Origin of the sequence: Rhodanobacter sp. FW021-MT20, assembly GCF_041107475.1 — a bacterium.
Lineage (GTDB): Bacteria > Pseudomonadota > Gammaproteobacteria > Xanthomonadales > Rhodanobacteraceae > Rhodanobacter_A > Rhodanobacter_A glycinis.
This window is the reverse complement of sequence record NZ_JBGBPX010000002.1, coordinates 223,646-246,241: the sequence shown is the minus strand read 5'-3', so window position 1 is coordinate 246,241 and position 22,596 is coordinate 223,646. Positions and strand designations below refer to the sequence as shown.

Here is a 22,596-nt window from a genome sequence, read left to right as displayed (position 1 = left end):
GTCTCCGGAGGTGAACGCGGGCCCGACAGCCGGCGGGCAGGCTTGCTGGGGCTATACTAACGCGCTTTGTTCACGGTCACGGAAAGCCATGTCCGCACGTACCTTCCAGGATGTGATCCAGACCCTCAATCAGTATTGGGGGAAGCAAGGTTGTGTGCTGTTGCAGCCACTCGATACCGAGGTCGGCGCCGGCACCTTCCATCCCGCCACTTTTCTGCGCTCGCTGGGGCCCGAGCCGTGGGCTGCCGCGTACGTGCAGCCGTCGCGCCGGCCTACCGATGGCCGCTATGGCGAAAACCCCAACCGTCTGCAGCATTACTACCAGTATCAGGTGGTGATGAAGCCGAACCCGGAAAACATCCTTGAGCTCTATATCGGTTCGCTGAAGGAGCTGGGGCTTGATCCGCTGGTGCACGACCTGCGCTTCGTCGAGGACAACTGGGAGTCACCCACGCTGGGTGCCTGGGGCCTGGGCTGGGAAGTCTGGCTCAACGGCATGGAAGTGACCCAATTCACCTACTTCCAGCAGGCCGGTGGCCTGGAGTGCCGCCCGGTGACTGGCGAGATCACCTACGGTCTCGAGCGCCTGGCGATGTACCTGCAGAACGTGGACAACGTCTACGACCTGATCTGGACCGACGGTCCGCGCGGTACGGTGACCTACGGCGACGTCTTCCACCAGAACGAGGTGGAACAGAGCACCTACAACTTCGAACATGCCAACGTGGCCGAGCTGCTGCACTGGTTCGACGTGTGCGAAATCACCGCCAACCAGCTGGTGGCGGCCAATCTGCCACTGCCCGCTTACGAGCAGGTGATGAAAGCCAGTCACACCTTCAACCTGCTGGATGCGCGCCGCGCAATCAGCGTGACCGAACGCCAGCGCTACATCCTGCGCGTGCGCGCGTTGTCGCGCAGCGTGGCCGAAACCTACGTGGCGCAGCGCGAGAAGCTCGGCTTCCCGGGATTGAAGAACACGCCGAAGGAGCAGGTCGCATGAGCGCCGCCGACAAATCCCTGCTGATCGAACTGGGTACCGAGGAACTGCCGCCGAAGGCGCTGGACGAGCTTGCTGCCGCCTTCCTGCGCGGCATGTGCGACGGATTGGCGACGCGCGGCATCGAAGCCGCACTGGATCAGGCGCGGGCTTACTGCACGCCGCGTCGTCTGGCCGTCCATATCCCCGGGGTGCCCAAGGCGCAGCCCGAGCAATCGATCGAGCGTCGCGGCCCGGCCGTCAGCGCCGGGATCGGTGCGGATGGCCAGCCATCCAGGGCGCTGCTGGGCTTTGCGCAATCCTGCGGCGTGGAAGTCGGGCAACTGGAGAAGCTGGAGACCGACAAGGGCGCCTGGTTCGTGTTCCGCGCCGTGAAGCCGGGTCAACCGGTGGCCGCGTTGCTGCCCGAGGTGGTCGAGGAAGCGTTGAAGGCGTTGCCGATTCCGCGTCCGATGCGCTGGTCCGACCACGACTACAGTTTCGTGCGCCCCGTGCACTGGCTGGTGATGCTGCACGGTGATGCCATCGTCGATGGTGAAGTGCTTGGCTTGAAGAGCGGCCGCAAGTCGCGCGGCCATCGCTTCATGCACACCAATCCGGTGCATGTGCTGGACGCGGACAGCTGGCTGGATGCGTTGCGCGCGGCCAAGGTGCTGGCCGACCCCGCCGAGCGGCGCCAGCGCATCCGCGAAGAGATTGCCCGCGCCGGCCTGAAGACCAACGGCGTGCCGCGTCTTGACGAAACCCTGCTCGACGAGATCGCGAATCTCACCGAGTGGCCGGCGGCGATTGCCTGCGCGTTCGACCGGGACTTCCTTGCCGTGCCGCCCGAGGCGCTGGTCACCACCATGGAGACCAACCAGAAATTCGTGCCGGTATTCGATGCCGGCAGCAAGCTCACCGAGCAGTTCATCGGCGTGGCCAACATCGAGTCGAAGGACCCGGCCGAGATCCGCAAGGGTTACGAGCGGGTGATCCGCCCCCGCTTCGCCGATGCCAAGTTCTTCTGGGACGAAGACCTGAAGACGCCGCTGGCTGATTATCAGGAACAGCTGAAGAGCGTCACCTATCAGCAGGCGTTGGGCAGCCTGTGGGACAAGAGCGTGCGCGTGGCCGAAATTGCGCGCGTGATCGCCAACCGGGTCGGCGCCGATGCCGGTGCCGCCACCCGCGCGGCATCCCTGGCCAAGTGTGACCTGTTGACCCGCATGGTCGGCGAGTTCCCCGAGCTGCAAGGCGTGATGGGCCGCTACTACGCCCAGCACCATGGTGAGGCCGCGGATGTGGCCGCCGCGCTGGATGGCTACTACCAGCCGCGCCAGTCGGGCGATGCGATTGCCGATGGCAAGCTATCCCGCGTACTGGCCGTGGCCGAGCGTCTGGACACGTTGGCCGGCATCTTCGCCGTCGGAATGAAGCCGAGCGGCAACAAGGATCCGTTTGCCCTGCGCCGCGCCGCGCTGGGCCTGGCGCGGACCCTGGTCGAAGGCAAGCTCGATCTCGACCTGCGCGCACAGTTTGCCGAATCGCTGGAACTGTTGCCCGAGTCTGCCCTGGCGGCCGGTCTGAAGCGGGGCAAGGACGGCAAGGCACCACCGCTTGACCCGGGCGCGCGCCGCGCCGAACTGCTCGATGAACTCCACGACTTCGTGCTGGAGCGTCTGCGCGGCTACTACGCCGAACGGGGTTTCACACCGGAACAGTTCGAGGCCGTGCTCGCCGTGGCGCCGGTCAGCCTGTACGACTTCGATCGTCGCCTGCGCGCCGTGGCCGAGTTCGGCAAGCATCCCGAGGCGTCCAGTCTTGCAGCGGCGAACAAGCGCGTGGCGAATATCCTGCGCAAGAGCCGGGAAGATGGTGAGGTTGGCGCGACGGGGGCACGCGTCGTCGACCCGGCGTATTTCGAATCCGCGGTGGAAGTCGCACTGGCAGAGGCCCTGGCCAGTGCCCATCACGATACGGCCCAGGCCTTGCGTCGGGGCGACTACACCGAAGCCCTGGCCCGGTTGGCCCGATTGCAGGCGCCGGTGGATGCCTTCTTCGAAGGCGTGATGGTGAACGCCGACGATGCTCGCGTGCGCGCCAACCGGCTGGCCCTGCTTGGTCAGCTCAGCACCCAGTTCGGCGCGATCGCCGATATCGCAAGGCTCTGACGTTGTCGAGGCGTACCGTCCCGGGGCGACTACCCCGGGACGGTACGACGACAGTCGTCTGCCAGGATAACTTCAGGCTGTAGCGTCGAGCGGGGGCCGGGCCAGAGGAGGCCGGATTCGCTCGGCCAGCCGACGGTTGAAGGTCAGCATCGCCATGGTATCGATGCTCTGTCCGCGCGGCCCCAGGATGCCGTAGAGCTCGGCCAGCAGATCCGCATTCTGTGCCAGCGACAGCGCGCTCTGGCTCAGCTCCAGCTCCGACTGCAGGATCTTCAGCGCCGTATCCAGACGCTCCGAGTCCATCGCCATGCCGGCGGTTTGCAGCGAGGTCGCCGCCGTGTGCAATTTCGTGCGGTGCCGGTTCGGCTGCACCGATTCAGCGCTCGTCTGATCGTCCGTCGGCGCATTGATGGACGGGTCGACCTGCATGGCGCCTTCGCCCGCGACCAGCCAGACCAGCGAGATGCCCAAGGTGCGAGCCAGGGTTACGCAGCGCGCTCGCGAAGGGTCGGTGTTGCCGTCCCGCCAGCTACGGACGACACCTTCGGAGAAACCGCACATCCGTGCGATTTCGGTAACGCTGCCGACCTTGTAGATCAGTGCTTTTATGCGATCAGAGAAGGTGGCGGATGTTTCGGGGAGGATGTGGTTACGAGAGCTCATCGTATGTACTTCCGTTCCAGTGTCGCACAGCAATGAATGTAGGCCCAACGGCAGCGGCGAAATGTGAAATTTTACGAAGTTTGAATGTTACAAAAGCGTTGACTTCGGCGATTTCTTGCTATAGGTTCGCAACATCCTGCTGATCCGATGCGGTCTGGAGGGCATTGCCATGATGGGAACGCAGGAAGTTTCCAAGCGTTGACAAGGCAAGCGCACCGGATCGGCAAGAAAGTATGGGCGGCTCAATCTGCCAGCCTGCAAATAGCTGTTTTCAAACACTTTTGATGCCCCGGTTTTCGGGGTGATTCATGGGGAGATTTGTTGATGAACAAGCATTCCATATTGCGCGGGGCCCTCCCTCGCCGGACTGCCCTCGCTCTGGCACTCGGACTCGGGTTCAGTGGATTGGCGGTTGGCCAGTCAACTGTCGGCTCCATCTTTGGCCATGTGGCGAATGGGGCCAATGAAACAGTGACCATTCAGGGCACCACAGGCGTGACCCGCACGCTTACGGTCGACAGTGCTGGCAACTATCGTGCGAGCAGTCTGCCCCTGGGCACCTATACGGTGACGTTGTCGCAGAACGGCTCAGTGGTTGATACGCGCAAGAATGTATCGATTACTGTCGGTGGTGGTACTGAGGTGTCGTTCGGTGGCGCGAACGTTTCGAACGCGGTAGCCCTGAGTGCCGTGACCGTGACAGGCAGCGCATTGCCGGCAATCGATATTTCTTCGGTTTCCACCAGCACGGTCATTGATGCCAAGCAGTTGAGCATGCTGCCGCTGGGGCGGAGCGCAGAGTCGATCTCGCTGCTCGCTCCGGGCGCTGGTATTGGCAGTGGCAACTTCTCGACGACCACCAATCCGAATGGCGCAGTCTCGTTCGGCGGTTCGGGCGTCACCGAAAATGCCTACTACATCAACGGCTTCAATACCACCAATCCGTTGAGCAACTTGGGCGGCATAGGTCTTCCCTATGGCGCCATCGACCAGCAGCAGGTCTACACGGGCGGCTACAGCGCCATGTATGGCCGCTCCGATGGCGGCGTGATCAGCCAGGTCGGCAAGCGTGGCACGAACGAATGGCACTTCGGTGGTCAGTTTATCTGGGCCCCGGTGGGCGCTTCGTCGTCGCCTAGTGATATCTATTATCCGAATAAGGCGTTTCCCGCTGGTTTTGGCTACGAGAACAAGGATCTGCCAGGCACCATCTACCGTCGCCGCGAAGGCGACAAGTCATGGACGAAGACTTACAGCGCGTACGTGGGTGGCCCACTGATCAAGGACAAACTCTATTTGTTCTTGGCAGCAGAGTCCGAAAAGCAGGAAGGCGTTTCGACCAATTCCAGCGCGAGCAGCATCCAGGCTCGCAATCACTACAAATACGACTTGCCCAAGTTCTACGGGAAGATCGATTGGAACATCAACGACAGCAACATCCTTGAGCTTTCGCACGTCCGCAGCACGACGCGTTACAGCGGTGTATACAACGCTTACGACTACGCAACGAATGTCGAGAGTGGCCCGACCGGCTCCTACCCGAATACCACCAAGATTTCATCCAAGTACGATATTGCGAAGTATACGGGTTACCTCACGGATGATCTGACGCTGTCCGCTACGTGGGGTCGCAGCACCACCGGTGACTACCAGACCAATCCGAGCGACAACGGCGTGACGCCGTACCTGTCGGGCGTGACGAACCAGAACCCGCTTTACACCGGTGGCACGCCGATCAAGAACTCGGTTGGCACCTCCAGCTCGAAGGATCCGGACGCCAAGAACACCACCCGTGGCTTGCGAGTCGATCTGGAGTACAGGCTCGGTGATCACGACCTGTCCGCCGGTATCGACAATATGAGCTACTGGGCTTCGAACGAAGGTCAGTCGATGTCGGGCCCTGGTTACGCGTGGATCTACAGCCATGCGTCCAATCCGAGCAAGGCCATCAGCCCGTCGTTGGGCGTTGGTGCGCCGGGCGGCAATGGTTATTACGTGCGGAAGTACATCTTCAGCACCACCACCAGCATGTCTGCCAAGCAGACGGCCCAGTATGTGCAGGATCGCTGGCAGGTCAGCAACAACCTGCTGCTCAGCCTGGGCCTGCGCAACGATAAGTTCGTCAACAAGAACAACGTCGGCGCGACCTATGTCGACAGCGGCAACCAGTGGGCGCCGCGCTTGGGTGCTTCGTGGGACGTCTTTGGCGATTCATCGTTGAAGGTGTACGGGAACCTTGGTCGGTACTATCTCGCGCTGCCCAACAGCGTGGCCATCCGCGGCGCTTCGGCATCCACCTACACCAACGAATACTTCGATTACGTCGGTATCAAGGCAGACGGCTCGCCGGTCCTCGGCAAGGCGCTGGGGCCCGGCCCGGTGTCTACCAACAACGAGTACGGGCAGGCGCCCGATGCGAAATCGGTTACCGCCACCGACCTCAAGTCCCAGTACCAGGATGAGTTCATTGTCGGCTTTGACAAGAAGCTGGGTGAAAGCTGGGTGACTGGTGCGTCGTTGAACGTGCGCAAGCTGCAGACCGCGATCGATGACGTTTGCGACACCGGCAAGATTGCCGACAAGCTGGCCGCGGAAGGCATCAATCCGGACAGTGTGACCATTCCGGGTTGTGTCATCTTCAATCCGGGCGAGACCAATACGTTCAGTCTTGCCAATGTCGACGGCAACGGACGCACATCGGTCCGGATGTCGATGCACGACTGGGGATTCACGTCGGGCGCAAAGCGCAAGTACTACGCGCTGAACACCTATCTTGAGCACCCGTTCGATGGCAAATGGCAGGGGCGCATCGACTACACGTTCTCGCGCAGTTATGGCAACACCGAGGGCCAGGTCAAGTCCGACACGGGCCAGACCGACACATCCAAGACCTCCGATTGGGATGCCGCCGCGTTGATGCAGTACAGCAACGGCATTCTCTCCAATGACCGTACGCACCAGATCAAGATTCGCGGTGCCTATGCGATTACCCCGGAATGGATGGTGTCGGGTGTCCTGATCGCGGAATCGGGGACGCCGAAGAATTGCCTGGGCTACGTCGGCCCGACTCAGGAGGATCCGGTCGGTTACTCCTCGTACTATCACTACTGCCTCGGCCAGCCGTCCCGTCCGGGCGATGCGGGTCGCAACCCGTGGACCCATATGTTGGATCTGGCGGTGACCTATCGTCCCAGCTTTGCGGACCACAAGCTCGCGATCAGCCTGCAGGGCTTCAACGTGCTGAACGAGCGTCGTCGTGTCCAGACGTATGCGAACAACTCGAACAGTGTTGCTCCCTATACGATCACCAACACGTATGGCATGGGCGAGTACTTCGAGCAGCCGCGTTATGCACGTCTGCAGGTGACCTACGACTTCTGATCGTAGGTGGTGCCGATAAAAGAATCGCCGCGCATGCGGCGATTCTTTTATGTGCGTGCCGAACAAAAGCGAAATGCAATTTCGCAAGATGCTTGACTGCATTCGAACGAGTGTAGGGTTTGGAGGATCGAACGCATCCCCTTATTGACTTTTGCTTTCGATTCGCAATCGTCTTATTCTTGGAGCCTTCCCCCGCGAAGGTAGGCAGCGCGCAGGCGCCTGGCGAGATTCGCGCTCCCGTTTGATCGCAGATTGAGGTTTTCCCATGCGTATGATGGTTTGGCCGCTCGTGGCGGCAGTTTCGCTGGCGCTCGCCGGCTGCAATTCGGGCTCGTCGACGCAGGCCGCGAATGGTGCGAACCCGGCCGCAGCGGGCTCCGCTGCGCAGGCCTCGGCTCACTCGGTGAGCGGCACGATCACGATTCGCGGCAGCGACAAGCCGTCGGCGTCGGACAAGCTGGTGATCAACCTGGTCGACGTGTCGCAGCAGGGCTCCACACCGCTGGCGACCAAGACGATTGCGCCGGCGACCACCTTCCCGCTGCAATTCGAGCTGGGCTTCAATACGGCCGACGTGGTGCCGAATGACTTGTACGTGGTGAAGGCCGAGCTGATTGATGGCGACCGTCATTACGAGATGCCGTTGCAGGCACCGGTGCTCACCAAGGGCCATCCGGTGACCAACGTCTCGATCGAGCTGGTGCCGCAGCAGACTCCGGGCGAAAAGGAACTGGCAGCGTTCCAGGCCGAGCAGAAGCAGCTGGGCGCCATGAAGATCCACACCGGCACCAAGCTGGAGAAAGACATCTCCTATGGCTGGCAGGTGTTCCGCCAGAACGACCAGGTGCAGTTCATCCGTGCTCGCGCCGACCGTGGCGACAAGGGCTTCACCGCTACCGATTTCGCCTACAAGGATGGCAAGCCGTGGGTGGTCGTGCAGCAGAAGAAAGCCAACCAGGGTGCCAAGCCGTCGTCGATCGACCGTGCCGGCTGGAGTGCCGATGGCACGCTGGTGCTCAAGCAGCACGAGGCTTCCGGCAAGGTCAGCCCGCTGGATGACAGCGATGCGGCCAGCCTGAAGCAACAGGCGCTGGACATGTTGAACATGGCGACTGGTGGCAAGGGCAACTAAGCCTCCCAGAGGTCCATGTGTAAAAAAAGCCGCCCGTTTCCACGGGCGGCTTTTTTGTGGGCAGTCGCCGGATCAGAAGGCGAACTTGAAGCCCAGGTTCAGGCTGTTGTACTTCTGGCTGCTGTCGGCGAAACGGCCGCTGTAGCCGAACCAGGTCATCATGTTGTCGAACTTGGCGGAGATGCCAATGTCCGCCGTGGCCCAGCTCTTGTCCGGGGCGAAGCCGGCCATCTCGAAGCTGCCGTTCAGGCTGTTGAGGCCTGCGGTGATCATGCGCTGGTCGGCCTTGCTGTCGTGGTTCCAGGCCAGCTCGACGAAGGGCGAGAGCACCGCCTGGTTCAGTTGCCAGTGGCCTTGCAGGCGCCAGCCCAGCGTGCCAATCAGCGCCTTGCGCTCCTGCCGCCCGAACCACATGGCCGTGGCGTCACTGCCGCCTTCGCTGTAGCCATTGATCTTGATGTTCTGCCAGTCGAGGTTGGCGAACGGACCGGTGCGCAACCCGCCGACGTTGAACCACCAGCCGCCGGTGAGGCCGGCGCCGAGGTGCGAGCCGTCGGCCTTGCCCGATTCGGTGACGCGCGCCGCGCCGACCTGGAAGCTGCGCTCGATGTTGCTGAAGTTCGACTGGCCGAAGTTGGCGTAGCCGCCCACATAGCCGCCGTCATGGTGCAAGGTGATGTAACCGAGGCCGGAGATGTCCTGCAGCTTGTAACCGCCGCCGCCGGACACGCCGGCGTTGGCATTGCCGATACCCAGTGCGACACCGGTCGACAGGTAGTCGTTGGCGCGCACGTCGGCGCCCAGGGTGAGGTTCACGTTGTTGCTGGTGGTTTTCGGCGAGCTGTCGCTGGCATCGAAACGCTGCCGCGCATAGTCGATGTTGGCGAAGAAGCGGGTCTTGCTGCCGAAATCATCGGCCAGCATCTGGTTGCGCAATGCGCGGGTCTGCGCTTCGGATGCGGCCAACGGCGCTTCACCGAGCAGGGAGATTTGCTGCGGAGCGGCCAGCTCGGACAGCACCACCTGCGCCAGCATCGCGTGCGCGGCGGTGGTCGGGTGCACGTCGTCGGCAAACAGATAGCTGCTGGCGGCATTCGGCGTGACCAGGGTGCTGGCGGAGCAGTTGATCGAGCTGCTGGTGGTGCACGCCTGGCTGGTGACATTGGTGAAGCCGTAGCGTGCCGGGTCGGCAATGACCTGGTTGAGCAGCGCGTAGGCGTTGACCGGGATGATGCCGGTGCCGATCTGGCCCAGGCCGGCATTCAGCACACCGTTGTACAGCGTGCCCAGCAGGCCGGCCGAGCCCGCTTCGCTGGTGCCGCGGATGCCCGGTGTCTTGCTCACGTCGGGCAGGTTGAACACGACGATGTATTTGGCGCCGGCATTGTGCAGTTGCTTGAGCGTGGCCACTTCGGCGTTGGCGGCCGACAGCGCAATGGTCTGCGCATTGGCCGGGTCGGTGGCGGCGGCAAACAGGTCGTTGGCACCGATCCACGCGGTGTACAGCGTGTTCGCGTTGGCGTGGCCGCCATTGGCCGTCAGGTAATTGCTGACCTGGGTCTGCATCGAGACGACGGGGCCGATATCGGTCGCGGCGCGGGCGCCGCCCCAGGCGTAGTCGGTGCCGCCGGCGACGGAGGGCGTGAGGGTGTAGCCGTAGTGCTGCGCCACCAGTTCCACCGCGACTTCACCGGGGTTGGTGGTGAAGCGTTGCTGCGTGCCCGGTTCGATGGAGTGCAGGTTGCCGTTGTCGCTGAGGCTGTCGCCAAACACGACCACGTTGCCGAATGTGGAATGGGTGGCGTGGGCGACGCCGATACAGCCGAGGGCCAGGGCCATGGCGCTGGCGAGCTTGCGCGGGTGGAACATGGTGGTGCTCCTGCGTTTGTTATCGAGAAGTTAGGTCAGAGCTTATCCTGACGCATTCCATACGTCTGCGCATGCTGCGCTGCGGTTCCACGCAACATGCCGGCGATATCAGTTTTTCAACGCGCGCGAAAGCGCATCGGCGAAGGCGCTGTTGGCAGGCGCCGGAGTCGCTTTGGGCGGTGCCGGAGGGCTGCGACGTCCGCGCTGGGCCGAGCGATCATCGCCGGTACCGGGGCGACCGCCGCGAGTCTCTCCGGGCTCGTCGTCCAGCCGCATCGACAGGCCGATGCGCTGGCGCGGGATGTCCACCTCCATCACCTTGACCTTGACGATGTCGCCGGCCTTCACCGCGTCGCGTGGATCCTTGACGAAGGTGTGCGACAGCGCGGAGACGTGGACCAGCCCGTCCTGGTGCACGCCGATGTCGACGAACGCACCGAACGCGGCCACGTTGGTGACGCGGCCTTCCAGGATCATGCCGGGTTTCAGGTCCTTCACGTCCTCGACGCCTTCGGCGAACGTCGGCGCGACGAATTCCGGGCGCGGGTCGCGGCCGGGTTTTTCCAGTTCCTTGAGGATGTCGCGTACCGTGGGCACGCCGAACTTCTCATCGGTGTATTGCTCGGGCTTGAGTCCGCGCAGGAAGCCGGTGTCGCCGATGATGTTGCGCACCTCGCGACCGCACTGGGCGATGATCCGCTCGACCACCGGATAAGCTTCCGGATGCACCGAACTGGCGTCCAGCGGGTTGTCGCCGGCGGGCACGCGCAGGAAGCCGGCGCATTGCTCGAAGGCTTTGTCGCCCAGGCGCGGAACCTTGAGCAGGGCCTTGCGGTTGGCGAACGGTCCGTTGGCGTCACGATGCTTGACCACGTTTTCGGCCACGCTGGCGCTGAGGCCGGCCACGCGGGAAAGCAGCGCGGCAGACGCGGTGTTGACGTCGACACCGACCGCGTTCACGCAGTCCTCGACGCGGGCGTCGAGTGCACGCGCGAGCTTGATCTGGTTGACGTCGTGCTGGTACTGGCCCACGCCGATCGCCTTCGGCTCGATCTTCACCAGTTCGGCCAGCGGGTCCTGCAGGCGGCGCGCGATCGAGACCGCGCCGCGCAAGGTCACGTCCAGGTTCGGGAATTCCTTCGCCGCCGTTTCGGAGGCCGAATACACCGAGGCGCCCGCTTCGCTGACCACGATCTTGGCGATCGTGTGCGAGGCATCGGCCTTGGCCAGGCCCTTGATCAGTTCGCCGGCCAGCTTGTCGGTTTCGCGCGAGCCGGTGCCGTTGCCGATCGAGATCAGGTCGACGTGATGCTGCTTGCACAGCCGCGCCAGCGAGGCCAGCGATTCGTTCCACTGCCGTTTCGGTTCCAGCGGGTAGATCGTGTCGGTGGCCAGCACTTTGCCGGTGGCGTCGACCACGGCGACCTTGCAGCCGGTGCGGATGCCCGGGTCCAGCCCCATCACCGTCTTCGCGCCGGCCGGCGCGGCCAGCATCAGGTCTTTCAGGTTGTCGCCGAACACGCGGATGGCCTCGTCCTCGGCGCCTTCGCGCACGCGGCCGAACAGGTCCAGGGTGAGATGCAGGTGCAGCTTCACGCGCCAGGCCAGGCGCACCGTTTCGCGCAGCCACGCGTCGGCCGGGCGGCCGCGGTCATGGATGTTGGCGTGTGCGGCGACACGACCTTCGCCTTCGGCGTGGCCTTGCTCGGCATCCAGCGCCGGGCTGAGTTCCAGGTCGATGATGCCTTCGTTGCGCGCGCGCATCAGGGCGAGCAGGCGGTGCGAGGGAATCTTGCCGATCGGCTCGACGTGGTCGAAGTAGTCGCGGAATTTCGCGCCCTCGTTTTCCTTGCCTTCGATCAGCTTGGCGCGGATCTGACCGCTCGACCACAACCAGTCGCGCAGCTCGCCGACCAGCGTGGCATCTTCGGCAATGCTTTCCATCAGGATCGCGCGCGCGCCATCCAGTGCGACGCGCACGTCGGCCACGCCCTTGTCGCCGTCGACGAACGATGCGGCCACCGCTTCCGGCGACTGCGAGGGATCTTCGCGCAAACCCAGCGCCAGCGGCTCCAGCCCCGCCTCGCGGGCAATCTGCGCCTTGGTGCGGCGCTTGGGCTTGTAGGGCAGGTACAGATCCTCCAGCCGCGCCTTGGTGTCGGCGGCGAGGATGTCGTTCTTCAGTGCATCGCTGAGCTTGCCTTGTTCCTCGACGCTGGCGAGGATCGCCTCGCGGCGCTCTTCCAGTTCGCGCAGGTAGCGCAGGCGCTCTTCCAGCAGGCGCAGCTGGGTGTCGTCCAGCCCGCCGGTGACTTCCTTGCGATAGCGCGCGATGAACGGCACGGTGGCGCCGCCGTCGAGCAGTTCGACCGCCGCGCGCACCTGTTCGGTCTTGGCGGCGATGTCCTGGGCAATGCGTTGTTCGATGCTGGGCATGAGGCTGGAAATATTCCTTGCAAGTGAATCAAGCCGACGAGGCGGACAAGCCTGCGATGATAGCAAGCCGCCTCATGCCGTCGTTGTGCGGGCGAGCGCGTGCGGAAACGAAAACGGCGCCGGCGAGGTGCCGGCGCCGTGACGGTCGACGCGGAATCAGGCGTTGAACGAACCGCCGCCCGTGGATGGCTGCACGGGGGCGTCGTGGAACTCGCTGGCGCGGCCGTTCAGCACCAGGGTCTTGGCCATCATGTCGTGCAGGCCCTGCTTGCGCTCGGTCCACGCGGTGACGATGTAGCAGATGAAAGGCAGCAGCGCGGTGATCACGTTGACCAGCCGGATGACGTTGCGGGCCACGCTGCGGCCGACACCGAGGCGTTGTCCGTTCAAGTCGGTGACGCGCATGCCCACGGCCAGCTTGCCGGGCGTTGCCTGCAGCTTCGAGCATTCAAAGGCGACGTAATAGATGAAGCCGATGATCATGGCGATGATCGTGGCGGGTCGGACCGCCTTGCCGTACTCTGCGGCGGCGACTGCCGGTGCGGTACCACTGTGCATCTGCGCCATGAAATGTTCGAACGCAGCGGTGGCGCCCATCGAGACGGCGATGATGGTGATCGGCACCATCAGGATCAGGTAGTCGATCACCCAGGCGCCGAAGCGCTTCCAGAAACCGGCGTAATCCTCCAGCGCGGCGGAGGTGGTGCGCGGCAGCGGCGCGGCCACCGGCGGAGCGGTGAAAGCCGGAGTCTCGCTGGCTTCCGCGGGCGCGGGAGCGGGCGCACGCACTTCATCGGGGAACAGCACCGACAGCGGCTGCCAGTCGGCCAGGCCGTCGTACCAGGCCAGGTCCTCGCGGCTGACCTGCCCGCTGCGCAGCCATTGCCGCACGTCCGCTTCCTTGTAGGGGCCGTGCCGCTCGCCGTCCCGCCCGATCCAAACTTCCATCGCCTGCTCCCATGCTGGTTAGGTTTCAGGCGTCATGATGCCACGAGTGCCAGCAAAGGCTGCATGCCGTTGGTCTGCCCGAAAAAGGTAGGAGCCCGCTCGCGGGCGATGCTCTTGCTCTTGGCTTCCCCCCGCAGAAAAGCATCGCCCGCGAGCGGGCTCCTACAGGTGAGGCGATGGCGTCAGGCCGCGTGGCGCTTCAGATGCACCAGCAGCAGCGAGATCGCCGCCGGGGTGACGCCGCTGATCCGTGCCGCCTGGCCAAGCGTGGCCGGCTGGCTGCGCTTGAGCTTGAGCAGTACCTCAGCGGACAGGCCGCGCACCGTGTCGTAATCAAAACTCGCGGGAATGGTGGTGTGTTCGTGGCGACGCTGGCGCGCGATTTCCTCGCGCTGGCGCTCCAGGTAGCCGGCGTATTTCACCTGCACCTCGATCTGGGCGGCGACGTCTGCACGCTCGACGGCGGGACCGAGGCCGTCCACCGTGGTGAGGCCGGCGTAATCGAGTTCGGGGCGACGCAGCAGGTCCAGCGCGTTGGTCTCGCGACTGAGCGTGATGCCCAATTGCCGTTCGATGGCCGCGCCCAGCGCGTTGGCCGGCGCGGCCCATAGCGCGCCGAGACGCTGGGTTTCGCGTTCCACGGCGTCGCGCTTGGCACGCAATGCGTCGAAGCGCGCCTGCGGTACCACGCCCAGTTCGAAACCCCTTTCGGTGAGGCGCAGGTCGGCGTTGTCCTCGCGCAGATGCAGCCGGTATTCGGCGCGCGAGGTGAACATGCGGTACGGCTCGATGGTGCCGTTGCTGGTGAGGTCGTCGACCAGCACGCCGAGATAGGCTTCGTCGCGGCGTGGGAACCACGGCGCCTTGCCCTGTGTGGTCCGTGCGGCGTTCAGGCCGGCGAGCAGGCCTTGTGCGGCGGCTTCCTCGTACCCGGTGGTGCCATTGATCTGGCCGGCGAAATACAGGCCGGGGATGGCCTTGGTCTCCAGCCATGGCTGCAGGCCGCGCGGGTCGAAGTAGTCGTATTCGATGGCGTAGCCGGGGCGGGTGATGTGCGCGCGTTCGAAACCCTTGATCGAGTGCACCACGTCCAGCTGCACGTCGAACGGCAGCGAGGTGGAGATGCCGTTGGGGTAGATCTCGACGCTGTCCAGCCCTTCCGGTTCGATGAAGATCTGGTGCGAATTCTTTTCCGCGAAGCGCACCACCTTGTCCTCGATCGACGGGCAGTAGCGCGGGCCGACGCCTTCGATCTGGCCGGTGTACAGCGGCGAGCGGTCCAGTGCGCCACGGATGATCTCGTGTGTGCGTTCGCTGGTGTGCGTGATCCAGCAGCTCACCTGGCGCGGATGGTCATCGCGCGAGCCGAGGTAGGAAAACACCGGGGCGGGATCGTCGCCGTGCTGCTCTTCCAGCTCGCTGAAGTCGATGCTGCGACGGTCGATCCGTGGCGGCGTGCCGGTCTTCAGGCGATCGGCGCCCAGCGGCAGTTCGCGCAAGCGCTGGGCGAGCGTGCTGGCGGGCGGATCACCGGCGCGGCCACCGGCGTACTGGGCTGGGCCGATATGGATCTTGCCGGCCAGGAAGGTGCCCGCCGTGAGCACAACCGACCCGGCGCGGAAGGAAACGCCCATTTGCGTCACCACGCCGGTGACGCGACCGCCTTTCAGGATCAGGTCATCCGCCGCCTGCTGGAACAGGTCCAGGTTCGGCTGCGATTCCACGATGTGCCGGATCGCCGCCTTGTACAGCGCACGGTCGGCCTGGCAGCGGGTGGCGCGCACCGCCGGGCCCTTGGACGCATTCAGCGTGCGCCACTGGATGCCGGCAAGGTCGGCCGCATGCGCCATGGCGCCGCCCAGCGCATCGATTTCCTTGACCAGGTGCCCCTTGCCGATGCCGCCGATGGCCGGGTTGCAGCTCATCTGGCCGATCGTCTCGATATTGTGGCTGAGCAGCAGGGTGCGCGCCCCCGTCCGCGCGGCGGCCAGCGCGGCCTCGGTGCCGGCGTGGCCACCGCCGATCACGATCACGTCATAGTGGTTGGGGTGGAGCATGGTCATGGACTCGGTATGAACTTGGGGGCCACGGCGGCGACTAGACTCGGCCTTCCTGGCCTCGCCAAGTCGCCCGGTCCTCGGCAATCCTGCCTCGGCCGCTCACCACTGGTGGCCTGCCACTGGCAGCCCACCTGGCCTGCGGACAACGTGGTTCGCCCGCCGCCGATCACGATCACGTCGCAGTGGTTGGGATGGAGCATGGACGGTTCTCGGCAGGCGCGCAGGACGGGAATGCCGGCGTGTGCGTGGTTCGCCAGGCCGGATTCCAGTGAAAACAAGCCGTTATGGTAACTCCGAAGCCCGGCCGGGCGACAGGCGTCGTCGGTGGCACGCCTCGTGCTTCCTCTGAATTGCACTTTCACGGGCAGACGCTGCGCGGTCAACGCGCGCCGAGATCGGACGGACAGGGGTTCGATTGCGTGCCGGGAGAGGAAGCATGGCGGCGCCCCGGGTTTCCCTGGGCGCCGTCACTTTTTTCGGGGTTGGCTTCCGCGCGAAACCCTCGCCAGCCGGGCTCCGGGCACAAAAAAACCGCGTCGTGCGCGGTTTCCTGCCTTGCGAGAGAGATCTGGCGCCCGGCGGTCTCAGGAACAGGGGGAATCCAGGATGACCGTGTTGCCGGGCGCCAGAAACCGTGAATGCGGTTGCCGTCAAGCAGCCTTCGCTGCCTCAAGCGTGGATTGATCATGCCGCCGCGCGCGTGAACACGAAGTGACTAAAACGCGGTTTTGTGTCGGATCGCGGCAGCAGCTGACGCGGTGTGTCAGCTTGTGATCCATGACCATTTTCGATGTGATGTCCATCACGTTTTTGGCATGCCTGATGCAACGCCTCGGAGGCAACAGAGAACGAGGTGATGGCATGGACTTCAACAACGAAATTGCGCCGGTATACATGCACCATGACCTGCTGATCGAGATCGGCAAGGTCGAGATGGCGATGGATTACCTGAATCAGAACGAGATGGCCAAGCAGGAGCAACTGCTGTCGCGCCTGCAGAGCAAGATGAGCCATCTGCGCGACGAACTGATGCACCTGGCGGTCTGATGCCGCCGCTCGTGCAGGCGAGAGTCTGCACGAGTGGCCGGGAATGAGCCGTCGGCTCAGTCCTGCAGCATGTTGCCCAGAATCTCGCCCAGATTGCGCGACAACGCCGGCCGCCCCAGCAACTGCGCCATCGCCTCACGCGCCGCTTCGCGGCGTACCGGTTCGAGCCGCTTCCAGCCGTTGAATGCCGTGGCCAGTCGCGCGGCGATTTGCGGATTGAGTGCGTCGAGCTGGGCCAGGCGTTCGGCAAACAGCACGTAGCCGGCACCGTCGGCACGGTGGAAGCCACTGGGATTGGCGCTGGCGAACGTACCGAGCAGGGCGCGGGCGCGGTTCGGGTTCTTCAGCGTGAACTTCGGATCGGCCTCCAGCGCCTGCACGCGGGCCAGTGCCGGTTCGCCCGGGATCTGCGCCTGCACCATGAACCACTTGTCCAGCGCCAATGCGTTGTCGTCGTAGCGCGCGCGGAAGTGCGCCAGCGCGGCATCGCCTTGCGTCGCCTGGTTGCGTACCAGCACATCGAGCGCAGCGAGGCGGTCGGTCATGCCTTGCGCGTTGTCGTACTGGGCGGCGGCCAGCGCATGGGCGCGTTCCGCGTCGATCAGGGCGAGCAGTTCCAGCACGCGCCGCTTGAGCCGGCGCATGCCCTGGCCGGCGGCACCGAGATCGAGTTCGGTTGGCGCGGCGAGGGATTGATAACGCGCATGCAGCGCCGCAGCGCCGATACGGCTGGCGAGACGCTGCAGCAACGACTGCCGCAACGCGTGGATGCGCGCAGGGTCGGCCTCGGGCTGGCGGTCGGCCAACTCGAGTTCGCCCGGTGGTGTGAGCAGGCCGGCGAGCAGGGCGTCGTCCAGCTCGGCTTGTGCGAACAGCGCGGCGAGCGCATCGCACCAGGCGACGGGAGCCGCGTCGTCGCCGCCGTCACGCAGCGCGTCGAAGGCGCGTGCGGCGAGCTGCTGGCCGGCCTCCCAGCGGTTGAAGCCGTCCACGTCGTGGGTCAGCAACAGCGCCAGTTCGTGCGGGGCGTAATCGCACTCCAGGATCACCGGTGCGGAAAAGCCACGCAGCAGCGACGGTACGGGTTTCTCCGCAACATCGCGGAACACGAAGGAGTGTTCGGGCCGATCGAGCACCACCACCGACTCGGTTTCGCCCGCGGCCGTCTGGCCGTCCATATGCAAGGGCAGCATGCGGCCATCGTGACCGAACAAGGCCAGCTTCACCGGAATCGGCACCGGTTGCTTGTGCGGCTGGCCGTGACTGGGCGGTGTGTGCTGCGATAGCGTCAGTGTGTACTGATGACGCGCGGCATCGTAATCGCCACGGGCCTTCAGCCGGGGCGTGCCGGCCTGGCCGTACCAGGCCAGGTTGGGGCTGAGGTCGATGTCGTTGGCCTCGCCCAGCGCGGTGAGGAAATCCTCGATGGTGGCGGCGCGGCCGTCGTTGCGTTCGAAGTAGCGGTCCATGCCGCGACGGAAGCCGTCGCGACCGAGCCGGCCGGCAGTCATGCGCACCAGTTCGGAGCCCTTCTCGTACACCGTGGCGGTATAGAAATTGTTGATCTCGCGATACTCGGACGGGCGCACCGGGTGCGCCAGCGGGCCGGCATCCTCGGTGAACTGGGCGCGGCGCAGCAGCGAGACGTCTTCGATGCGCTTCAGCGGCGCGGAATTCATGTCAGCCGAGAAACTCTGCTCGCGGAACACGGTGAGGCCTTCCTTCAGCGACAGTTGGAACCAGTCGCGGCAGGTGACGCGGTTGCCGCTCCAGTTGTGGAAGTACTCGTGTGCGACCACCGCCTCCACCGCGCGGTATTCGTCGTCGGTGGTGGAATCGGGATCGGCCAGCAGGTATTTGGCGTTGAAGATGTTGAGGCCCTTGTTCTCCATCGCGCCCATGTTGAAGTCGTGCGTGGCGACGACATGGAACACGTCGAGGTCGTAATTGCGGCCGTAGGTCTGTTCGTCCCAGCGCATCGCGCGTTCCAGCGCGTCCAGCGCGTAATGGCAGCGGTCGATCACGTTCGCCTCGGACCACATCACCAGCTTCACTGCATGGCCGTCGGCGGTGGTGTAGTCGCGTTCGATCTTTTCCAGCCGTCCGGCGACCAGCGCGAACAGGTAGCTGGGTTTCGGGTGCGGGTCGACGAAGCGCGCCCAATGGCGGCCACCCTCAAGTTCGCCGGTGCCATCCGGGTTGCCGCCGGCCAGCAGGATCGGGAAGCGCTCGCGATCGGCGCGCAGGGTGACGGTATAGGTCGCCAGCACGTCGGGGCGATCCGGGAAGAAGGTGATGTGACGGAAGCCCTGCGCCTCGCATTGGGTCAGCAGGAAGCCGGCTTCGCGCGAGCCCGACAGGTACAAGCCTTCCAGCGCGGTATTCGCGGCCGGTTTCAGTCGCACCCGGGTTTCCAGCACGCTGCCGTCGCGCGCGCCATCGATTTCCAGCACGTGGTCGGCGTAGCGCCAGGCAGTCGGTGCCAACGCCTCGCCATCCAGGGTGATCGACAGCAGCTCCAGCCCTTCGCCGTCCAGCCGCAGCGGCTCGTCCTGCGCATCGTCGCGGCGCAGTTGCAGGCGCGCGGTGACTTCGCTGGTGTCGATGCCAAGATCGAAGTCCAGTTGCACCGCGTCGACGCGCCAGGCCGGGGGGCGGTAGTCGCTGAGTCGGGTCGGGGCGGGAGTGTGTTCGGGGCGAGCGCTCATGGGGGGATACCGGTGAAATGGAATCGGATCAGGCTAACATGGGGCGTGTTATGCACAGGAAAACGCCGATGGGTCGATATGCCGCAGAACGCGCCACGCTTGGCGCACAGCCGATCGTGGTGCTGCAGGATGGCGCGGGACGATGCGTTCGCGTCGCCTGTCACGGCGCCGCGCTGATTGGCTTCGAGGTGCCGCGTGCGGGCGGTGTGTTCGATATCGCGGCCGGGTATCGCGACGAGGCGGAGATCGTGGCCCGACCCAGCTCGCGCTTTGCCATCATGGTGCCGTTCGGCGGACGCATCGCCGACGCGCGCTACACCTTTGACGGGCAGACGCAGGATCTGCAGCCGGGGGTGGAAGGCGCGGCCCGCGCCAGCCGGCATGGCTTCGTGCGCGGGGTGGATTACGAGGTGGCGTCGTTGCAGGCGGACGAGCATTCCGCGCATGTCGCGCTGACGACCTCGGCGATTCGCCCGCAGCCCGGTTATCCGCATGCGATCGATCTCACGGTGACTTACACGCTGGACGCTGGCGGCCTCACGCTGGAGGTGTGCATGCGCAACGTGGGCGACAACGCCGCGCCGTGCTTCTTCGGTTGGCATCCGTATTTCCGCGTGACCGAGGGCGAGGTGGACAGCTGGGCGTTGCAGGTGCCGGCCGAAGTCCTGGTGCGTGCCGATGCCAACCTCATCGCGCTGCCCGGCGCGTCTGCCTACGTGCCGCTGGACGACGCACCGGCGCTGGATTTCCGCGAGCCGCGCGTGATCGGCGACACCATCCTCGACCAAGGTTATGTCGACCTCGACACCGAGACGGACGGTCGCATCCGCACGCGCCTGCATGATCCGGCCAGCGGCTTTGCCATCGCGGTGTGGCAGGAGCGCGGGATGATGCACACGTTCACCGCCGACACGATCAGCAGTGGCGTGCGCCAATCCGTGGCGTTGGAGCCGATGGAATGCATGGCCAACGCGTTCAATCGGCCCGACTGCGCCGAGGCGATCCGGCTGGAGCCGGGTGCCGAACGGCGGTTCCGCTGCGGCGTGGAAGTCGAAACGGCATGAGTGACGCCATGCCCGTGGATGCACTGCCGACACTGGCGCAGATCCGCGACGCCGCGGCACGCATCGCGCCGCATGCGGTGGTGACGCCGGTGCTGCGCAGCGACGTGCTGGACGCGCTGGCCGGCGCCGAGCTGCATTTCAAGTGCGAGAACCTGCAGCGTGGCGGCGCGTTCAAATTCCGCGGCGCCTGCAATGCGGTGTGGTCGCTGGACGATGGCGAAGCCGCGCGCGGCGTGGTCACCCATTCTTCCGGCAATCACGGCAATGCGTTGGCGCTGGCGGCCGCCACGCGCGGCATTGCCGCCCACGTGGTGGTGCCGGAAGGCGCGGTGCAGGCCAAGCTCGATGCCATCGCGCGCGCCGGCGGCATCATCCATCGCTGTGCGCCGACACAGGCGGCGCGTGAGGCGGCCGCCGCAGAAGTGCAGGCGCAGACTGGCGCCGTACTCGTCCATCCCTATGCCGACACGCGGGTAATGGCAGGCCAGGGCACACTGGCGCTGGAGCTGCTACGCCAGGCGCCGACGCTGGACAGCGTGATGACGCCGGTGGGTGGCGGCGGTCTGGCCGCCGGCGTGGCGATCGCCGCGCACGGCATCGATCCGACCCTGTCCCTGTTCGGCGCCGAGCCCCAAGGTGCAGACGATGCAGTGCGTTCGCTGGTCGCCGGCGAGCGCGTCACCGACGTGGTTCCCGACACGCTGTGCGACGGCCTGCGCGCGCTGGTCGGTCTGCGTAACCTCGACGCGCTGCGCGGGCATCGTGTCGAGGTGATCACCGTCAGCGATGCGGAAACCATCGCCGCGATGCGCCTGTTGTGGAGCGAGCTGAAACAGGTGGTCGAGGTATCCAGTGCCACCGTGCTGGCGGCCGTGCTGAAAAGCCGCGAGCGCTTCGCCGGTCGGCGCGTGGGGCTGGTGCTCACCGGTGGCAACGTCGATCTCGACGCGTTGCCGTGGGGTGCCTGATCAGGCCGCTGCGGATTCTCCGGAGGGGGCATCGGTCGGTGCCGGTACCGTCACCTGTGCATGGACATGGCCGGGCAGATGGTGCGCCAGCGCGTGCAGGTCGAGTTCGCCCACGGGAATCGGCCGGTAATCGTCCGGGCTGAACGCCACTTCGCCGGGTTTCCAGCCGTCCAAACGGCGCACCGTGCCCCAGAAGCGTTTCAACGAGGCCCAGTGCAGGCCGATCAGGCCGTAGTTGTTGTCGGCATCCACTACCGGATCACCCACGCCGGTCGGGCGCAGCGGTTCGTCGTACAACGAGGTGCCAAACAACACATCCCAGATCGACAGCACCTGGCCGTAATTGCAGTTGTGCAGGCCCGGGCGTTCCGGGTCGACCAGCATGTGGTGCAGACGGTGGAATTTGGGATCGACGAAGACGTGTTCGAGGATGCGGCCAAAGCCGAAGCGCGTATTGGTATGCGAGAAGTTCTGCACCAGTTCGCCCAGCAGCATCAGCCACGCGAATTCATCCGGATCGACGCCCATCGCCAGGCCCACCACAGCGAGAATCATCGACTGGATGAAGCCGTCCACCAGGTTGCCGCGGTCGTTGGTCCAGCAGCTCATCTGCCGCGTGCTGTGGTGCATGCTGTGCAGCGCCCACCACCAGGGCAGCGCGTGCTGGGTGCGGTGCATCCAGTAGTACACGAAGTCGTAGACCACGTAATACGTTGCGAACAGGGCGTAGGGATGGTTGTTGAACCACGGCATCCAATGCGTCAGCGCCAGCGGTGAACCGGTGCTGGAGGTGGCCGCGTCCGCGCCACCGAACAGGTGGCTGAACGGCATCAGGATCAGGTAGGTGAACAGCGGAAAGATGCCCAGCAGCATCATCAGCGTGTAGTTGCGATCCACCAGGGTGAGCTTGCGATCGCTCCATTTCTCCGCAGGAAACCAGGTTTCCAGCGGACGGAAGATGAAGCCGATGATGCTGATCTGCAGCGCCGCGATCAGCAGCGACGCGGCGATGTCGCGCGGATCGCCGGACAGCTTGCCCAGATGCAGCAAATCGAGTGTCGGTGCGACGGCATGACTGCTCAGCCAGTCGACCAGGTGAAGCCAAAGCTGTGGCAGGGAGGACATGGTGTTGTTCGTGGGGACGACGGGCGCATGATACCGCTGTCAGCC

Annotated in this window: 14 protein-coding genes; 7 read left to right on the top strand and 7 right to left on the bottom strand. The window is 64.8% G+C overall.

Annotation, left to right across the window (positions count from 1 at the left end; translation table 11 throughout):
• Window positions 1-88 precede the first annotated feature (88 nt).
• Both glyQ and glyS read left to right on the top strand, forming a co-directional pair.
• Window positions 89-1,000 (top strand): glycine--tRNA ligase subunit alpha, encoded by a 912-nt coding sequence (glyQ, locus tag AB7849_RS03960; protein WP_008211249.1) that lies wholly within the window; start codon window positions 89-91, stop codon window positions 998-1,000.
• A complete protein-coding gene (gene glyS / locus AB7849_RS03955; RefSeq protein ID WP_008211247.1) occupies window positions 997-3,150 on the top strand; it encodes a glycine--tRNA ligase subunit beta in 2,154 nt (717 codons plus the stop codon). Before glyQ ends, glyS begins: the two co-directional genes overlap by 4 nt.
• Window positions 3,151-3,222: 72 nt before the next feature.
• Here the strand turns inward: glyS and AB7849_RS03950 are convergent, their stop codons facing one another.
• A complete protein-coding gene (locus AB7849_RS03950) occupies window positions 3,223-3,813 on the bottom strand; it encodes a helix-turn-helix domain-containing protein (RefSeq protein WP_050984311.1) in 591 nt (196 codons plus the stop codon).
• A 324-nt stretch (window positions 3,814-4,137) separates the two neighbouring features.
• On the opposite strand from AB7849_RS03950, the gene AB7849_RS03945 reads away from it, so the two are divergent.
• Together AB7849_RS03945 and AB7849_RS03940 are read left to right on the top strand one after the other, a co-directional pair.
• The gene (locus tag AB7849_RS03945) at window positions 4,138-7,194 is read left to right on the top strand and encodes a TonB-dependent receptor domain-containing protein (protein WP_037099704.1); all 3,057 of its coding nucleotides are present in this window, start codon (window positions 4,138-4,140) and stop codon (window positions 7,192-7,194) included.
• 265 nt (window positions 7,195-7,459) lie between these two features.
• On the top strand, window positions 7,460-8,326 hold the full coding sequence (locus AB7849_RS03940; protein WP_037099701.1) for a YbaY family lipoprotein: 867 nt from the start codon (window positions 7,460-7,462) through the stop codon (window positions 8,324-8,326).
• A gap of 72 nt (window positions 8,327-8,398) precedes the next feature.
• Here AB7849_RS03940 and AB7849_RS03935 read toward each other — a convergent pair whose 3' ends face one another.
• From AB7849_RS03935 to mnmG, 4 genes are all read right to left on the bottom strand, one after another.
• Window positions 8,399-10,195: an autotransporter outer membrane beta-barrel domain-containing protein gene (locus AB7849_RS03935; protein ID WP_008211238.1), complete on the bottom strand. Its 1,797-nt coding sequence runs from the start codon at window positions 10,193-10,195 to the stop codon at window positions 8,399-8,401.
• Between the two features lie 108 nt (window positions 10,196-10,303).
• On the bottom strand, window positions 10,304-12,631 hold the full coding sequence (locus tag AB7849_RS03930) for a Tex family protein (RefSeq protein WP_369500621.1): 2,328 nt from the start codon (window positions 12,629-12,631) through the stop codon (window positions 10,304-10,306).
• A 156-nt stretch (window positions 12,632-12,787) separates the two neighbouring features.
• Window positions 12,788-13,579: an RDD family protein gene (locus AB7849_RS03925; RefSeq protein WP_008211234.1), complete on the bottom strand. Its 792-nt coding sequence runs from the start codon at window positions 13,577-13,579 to the stop codon at window positions 12,788-12,790.
• Between the two features lie 182 nt (window positions 13,580-13,761).
• Window positions 13,762-15,636, bottom strand: a complete 1,875-nt coding sequence (gene mnmG, locus AB7849_RS03920; RefSeq protein ID WP_037099698.1) for a tRNA uridine-5-carboxymethylaminomethyl(34) synthesis enzyme MnmG — start codon at window positions 15,634-15,636, stop codon at window positions 13,762-13,764.
• Window positions 15,637-16,500: 864 nt separating this feature from the next.
• Between mnmG and AB7849_RS03915 the strand changes: the two genes are divergently transcribed.
• Window positions 16,501-16,686, top strand: coding sequence for a hypothetical protein (locus AB7849_RS03915; protein WP_008208032.1), 186 nt, complete (start codon window positions 16,501-16,503; stop codon window positions 16,684-16,686).
• 56 nt (window positions 16,687-16,742) lie between these two features.
• Here the strand turns inward: AB7849_RS03915 and pepN are convergent, their stop codons facing one another.
• The gene (gene pepN / locus AB7849_RS03910) at window positions 16,743-19,394 is read right to left on the bottom strand and encodes an aminopeptidase N (RefSeq protein WP_008208037.1); all 2,652 of its coding nucleotides are present in this window, start codon (window positions 19,392-19,394) and stop codon (window positions 16,743-16,745) included.
• Between the two features lie 68 nt (window positions 19,395-19,462).
• Between pepN and AB7849_RS03905 the strand changes: the two genes are divergently transcribed.
• Both AB7849_RS03905 and AB7849_RS03900 read left to right on the top strand, forming a co-directional pair.
• A complete protein-coding gene (locus tag AB7849_RS03905; RefSeq protein ID WP_008208039.1) occupies window positions 19,463-20,458 on the top strand; it encodes an aldose 1-epimerase in 996 nt (331 codons plus the stop codon).
• The gene (locus AB7849_RS03900) at window positions 20,455-21,426 is read left to right on the top strand and encodes a pyridoxal-phosphate dependent enzyme (protein ID WP_008211229.1); all 972 of its coding nucleotides are present in this window, start codon (window positions 20,455-20,457) and stop codon (window positions 21,424-21,426) included. Before AB7849_RS03905 ends, AB7849_RS03900 begins: the two co-directional genes overlap by 4 nt.
• Here AB7849_RS03900 and AB7849_RS03895 read toward each other — a convergent pair whose 3' ends face one another.
• Entirely contained in the window at window positions 21,427-22,551 is a 1,125-nt protein-coding gene (locus AB7849_RS03895; RefSeq protein WP_008211227.1) for a sterol desaturase family protein, read from the bottom strand.
• Window positions 22,552-22,596 lie beyond the last annotated feature (45 nt).

Bases quoted from the DNA above. Each gene is read 5' to 3' on its own strand.
- glyQ (WP_008211249.1), top strand. From the start codon at position 89: ATGTCCGCACGTACCTTCCAGGATGTGATCCAGACCCTCAATCAGTAT.
- glyS (WP_008211247.1), top strand. From the start codon at position 997: ATGAGCGCCGCCGACAAATCCCTGCTGATCGAACTGGGTACCGAGGAA.
- AB7849_RS03950 (WP_050984311.1), bottom strand. From the start codon at position 3,813: ATGAGCTCTCGTAACCACATCCTCCCCGAAACATCCGCCACCTTCTCT.
- AB7849_RS03945 (WP_037099704.1), top strand. From the start codon at position 4,138: ATGAACAAGCATTCCATATTGCGCGGGGCCCTCCCTCGCCGGACTGCC.
- AB7849_RS03940 (WP_037099701.1), top strand. From the start codon at position 7,460: ATGCGTATGATGGTTTGGCCGCTCGTGGCGGCAGTTTCGCTGGCGCTC.
- AB7849_RS03935 (WP_008211238.1), bottom strand. From the start codon at position 10,195: ATGTTCCACCCGCGCAAGCTCGCCAGCGCCATGGCCCTGGCCCTCGGC.
- AB7849_RS03930 (WP_369500621.1), bottom strand. From the start codon at position 12,631: ATGCCCAGCATCGAACAACGCATTGCCCAGGACATCGCCGCCAAGACC.
- AB7849_RS03925 (WP_008211234.1), bottom strand. From the start codon at position 13,579: ATGGAAGTTTGGATCGGGCGGGACGGCGAGCGGCACGGCCCCTACAAG.
- mnmG (WP_037099698.1), bottom strand. From the start codon at position 15,636: ATGCTCCACCCCAACCACTATGACGTGATCGTGATCGGCGGTGGCCAC.
- AB7849_RS03915 (WP_008208032.1), top strand. From the start codon at position 16,501: ATGGACTTCAACAACGAAATTGCGCCGGTATACATGCACCATGACCTG.
- pepN (WP_008208037.1), bottom strand. From the start codon at position 19,394: ATGAGCGCTCGCCCCGAACACACTCCCGCCCCGACCCGACTCAGCGAC.
- AB7849_RS03905 (WP_008208039.1), top strand. From the start codon at position 19,463: ATGGGTCGATATGCCGCAGAACGCGCCACGCTTGGCGCACAGCCGATC.
- AB7849_RS03900 (WP_008211229.1), top strand. From the start codon at position 20,455: ATGAGTGACGCCATGCCCGTGGATGCACTGCCGACACTGGCGCAGATC.
- AB7849_RS03895 (WP_008211227.1), bottom strand. From the start codon at position 22,551: ATGTCCTCCCTGCCACAGCTTTGGCTTCACCTGGTCGACTGGCTGAGC.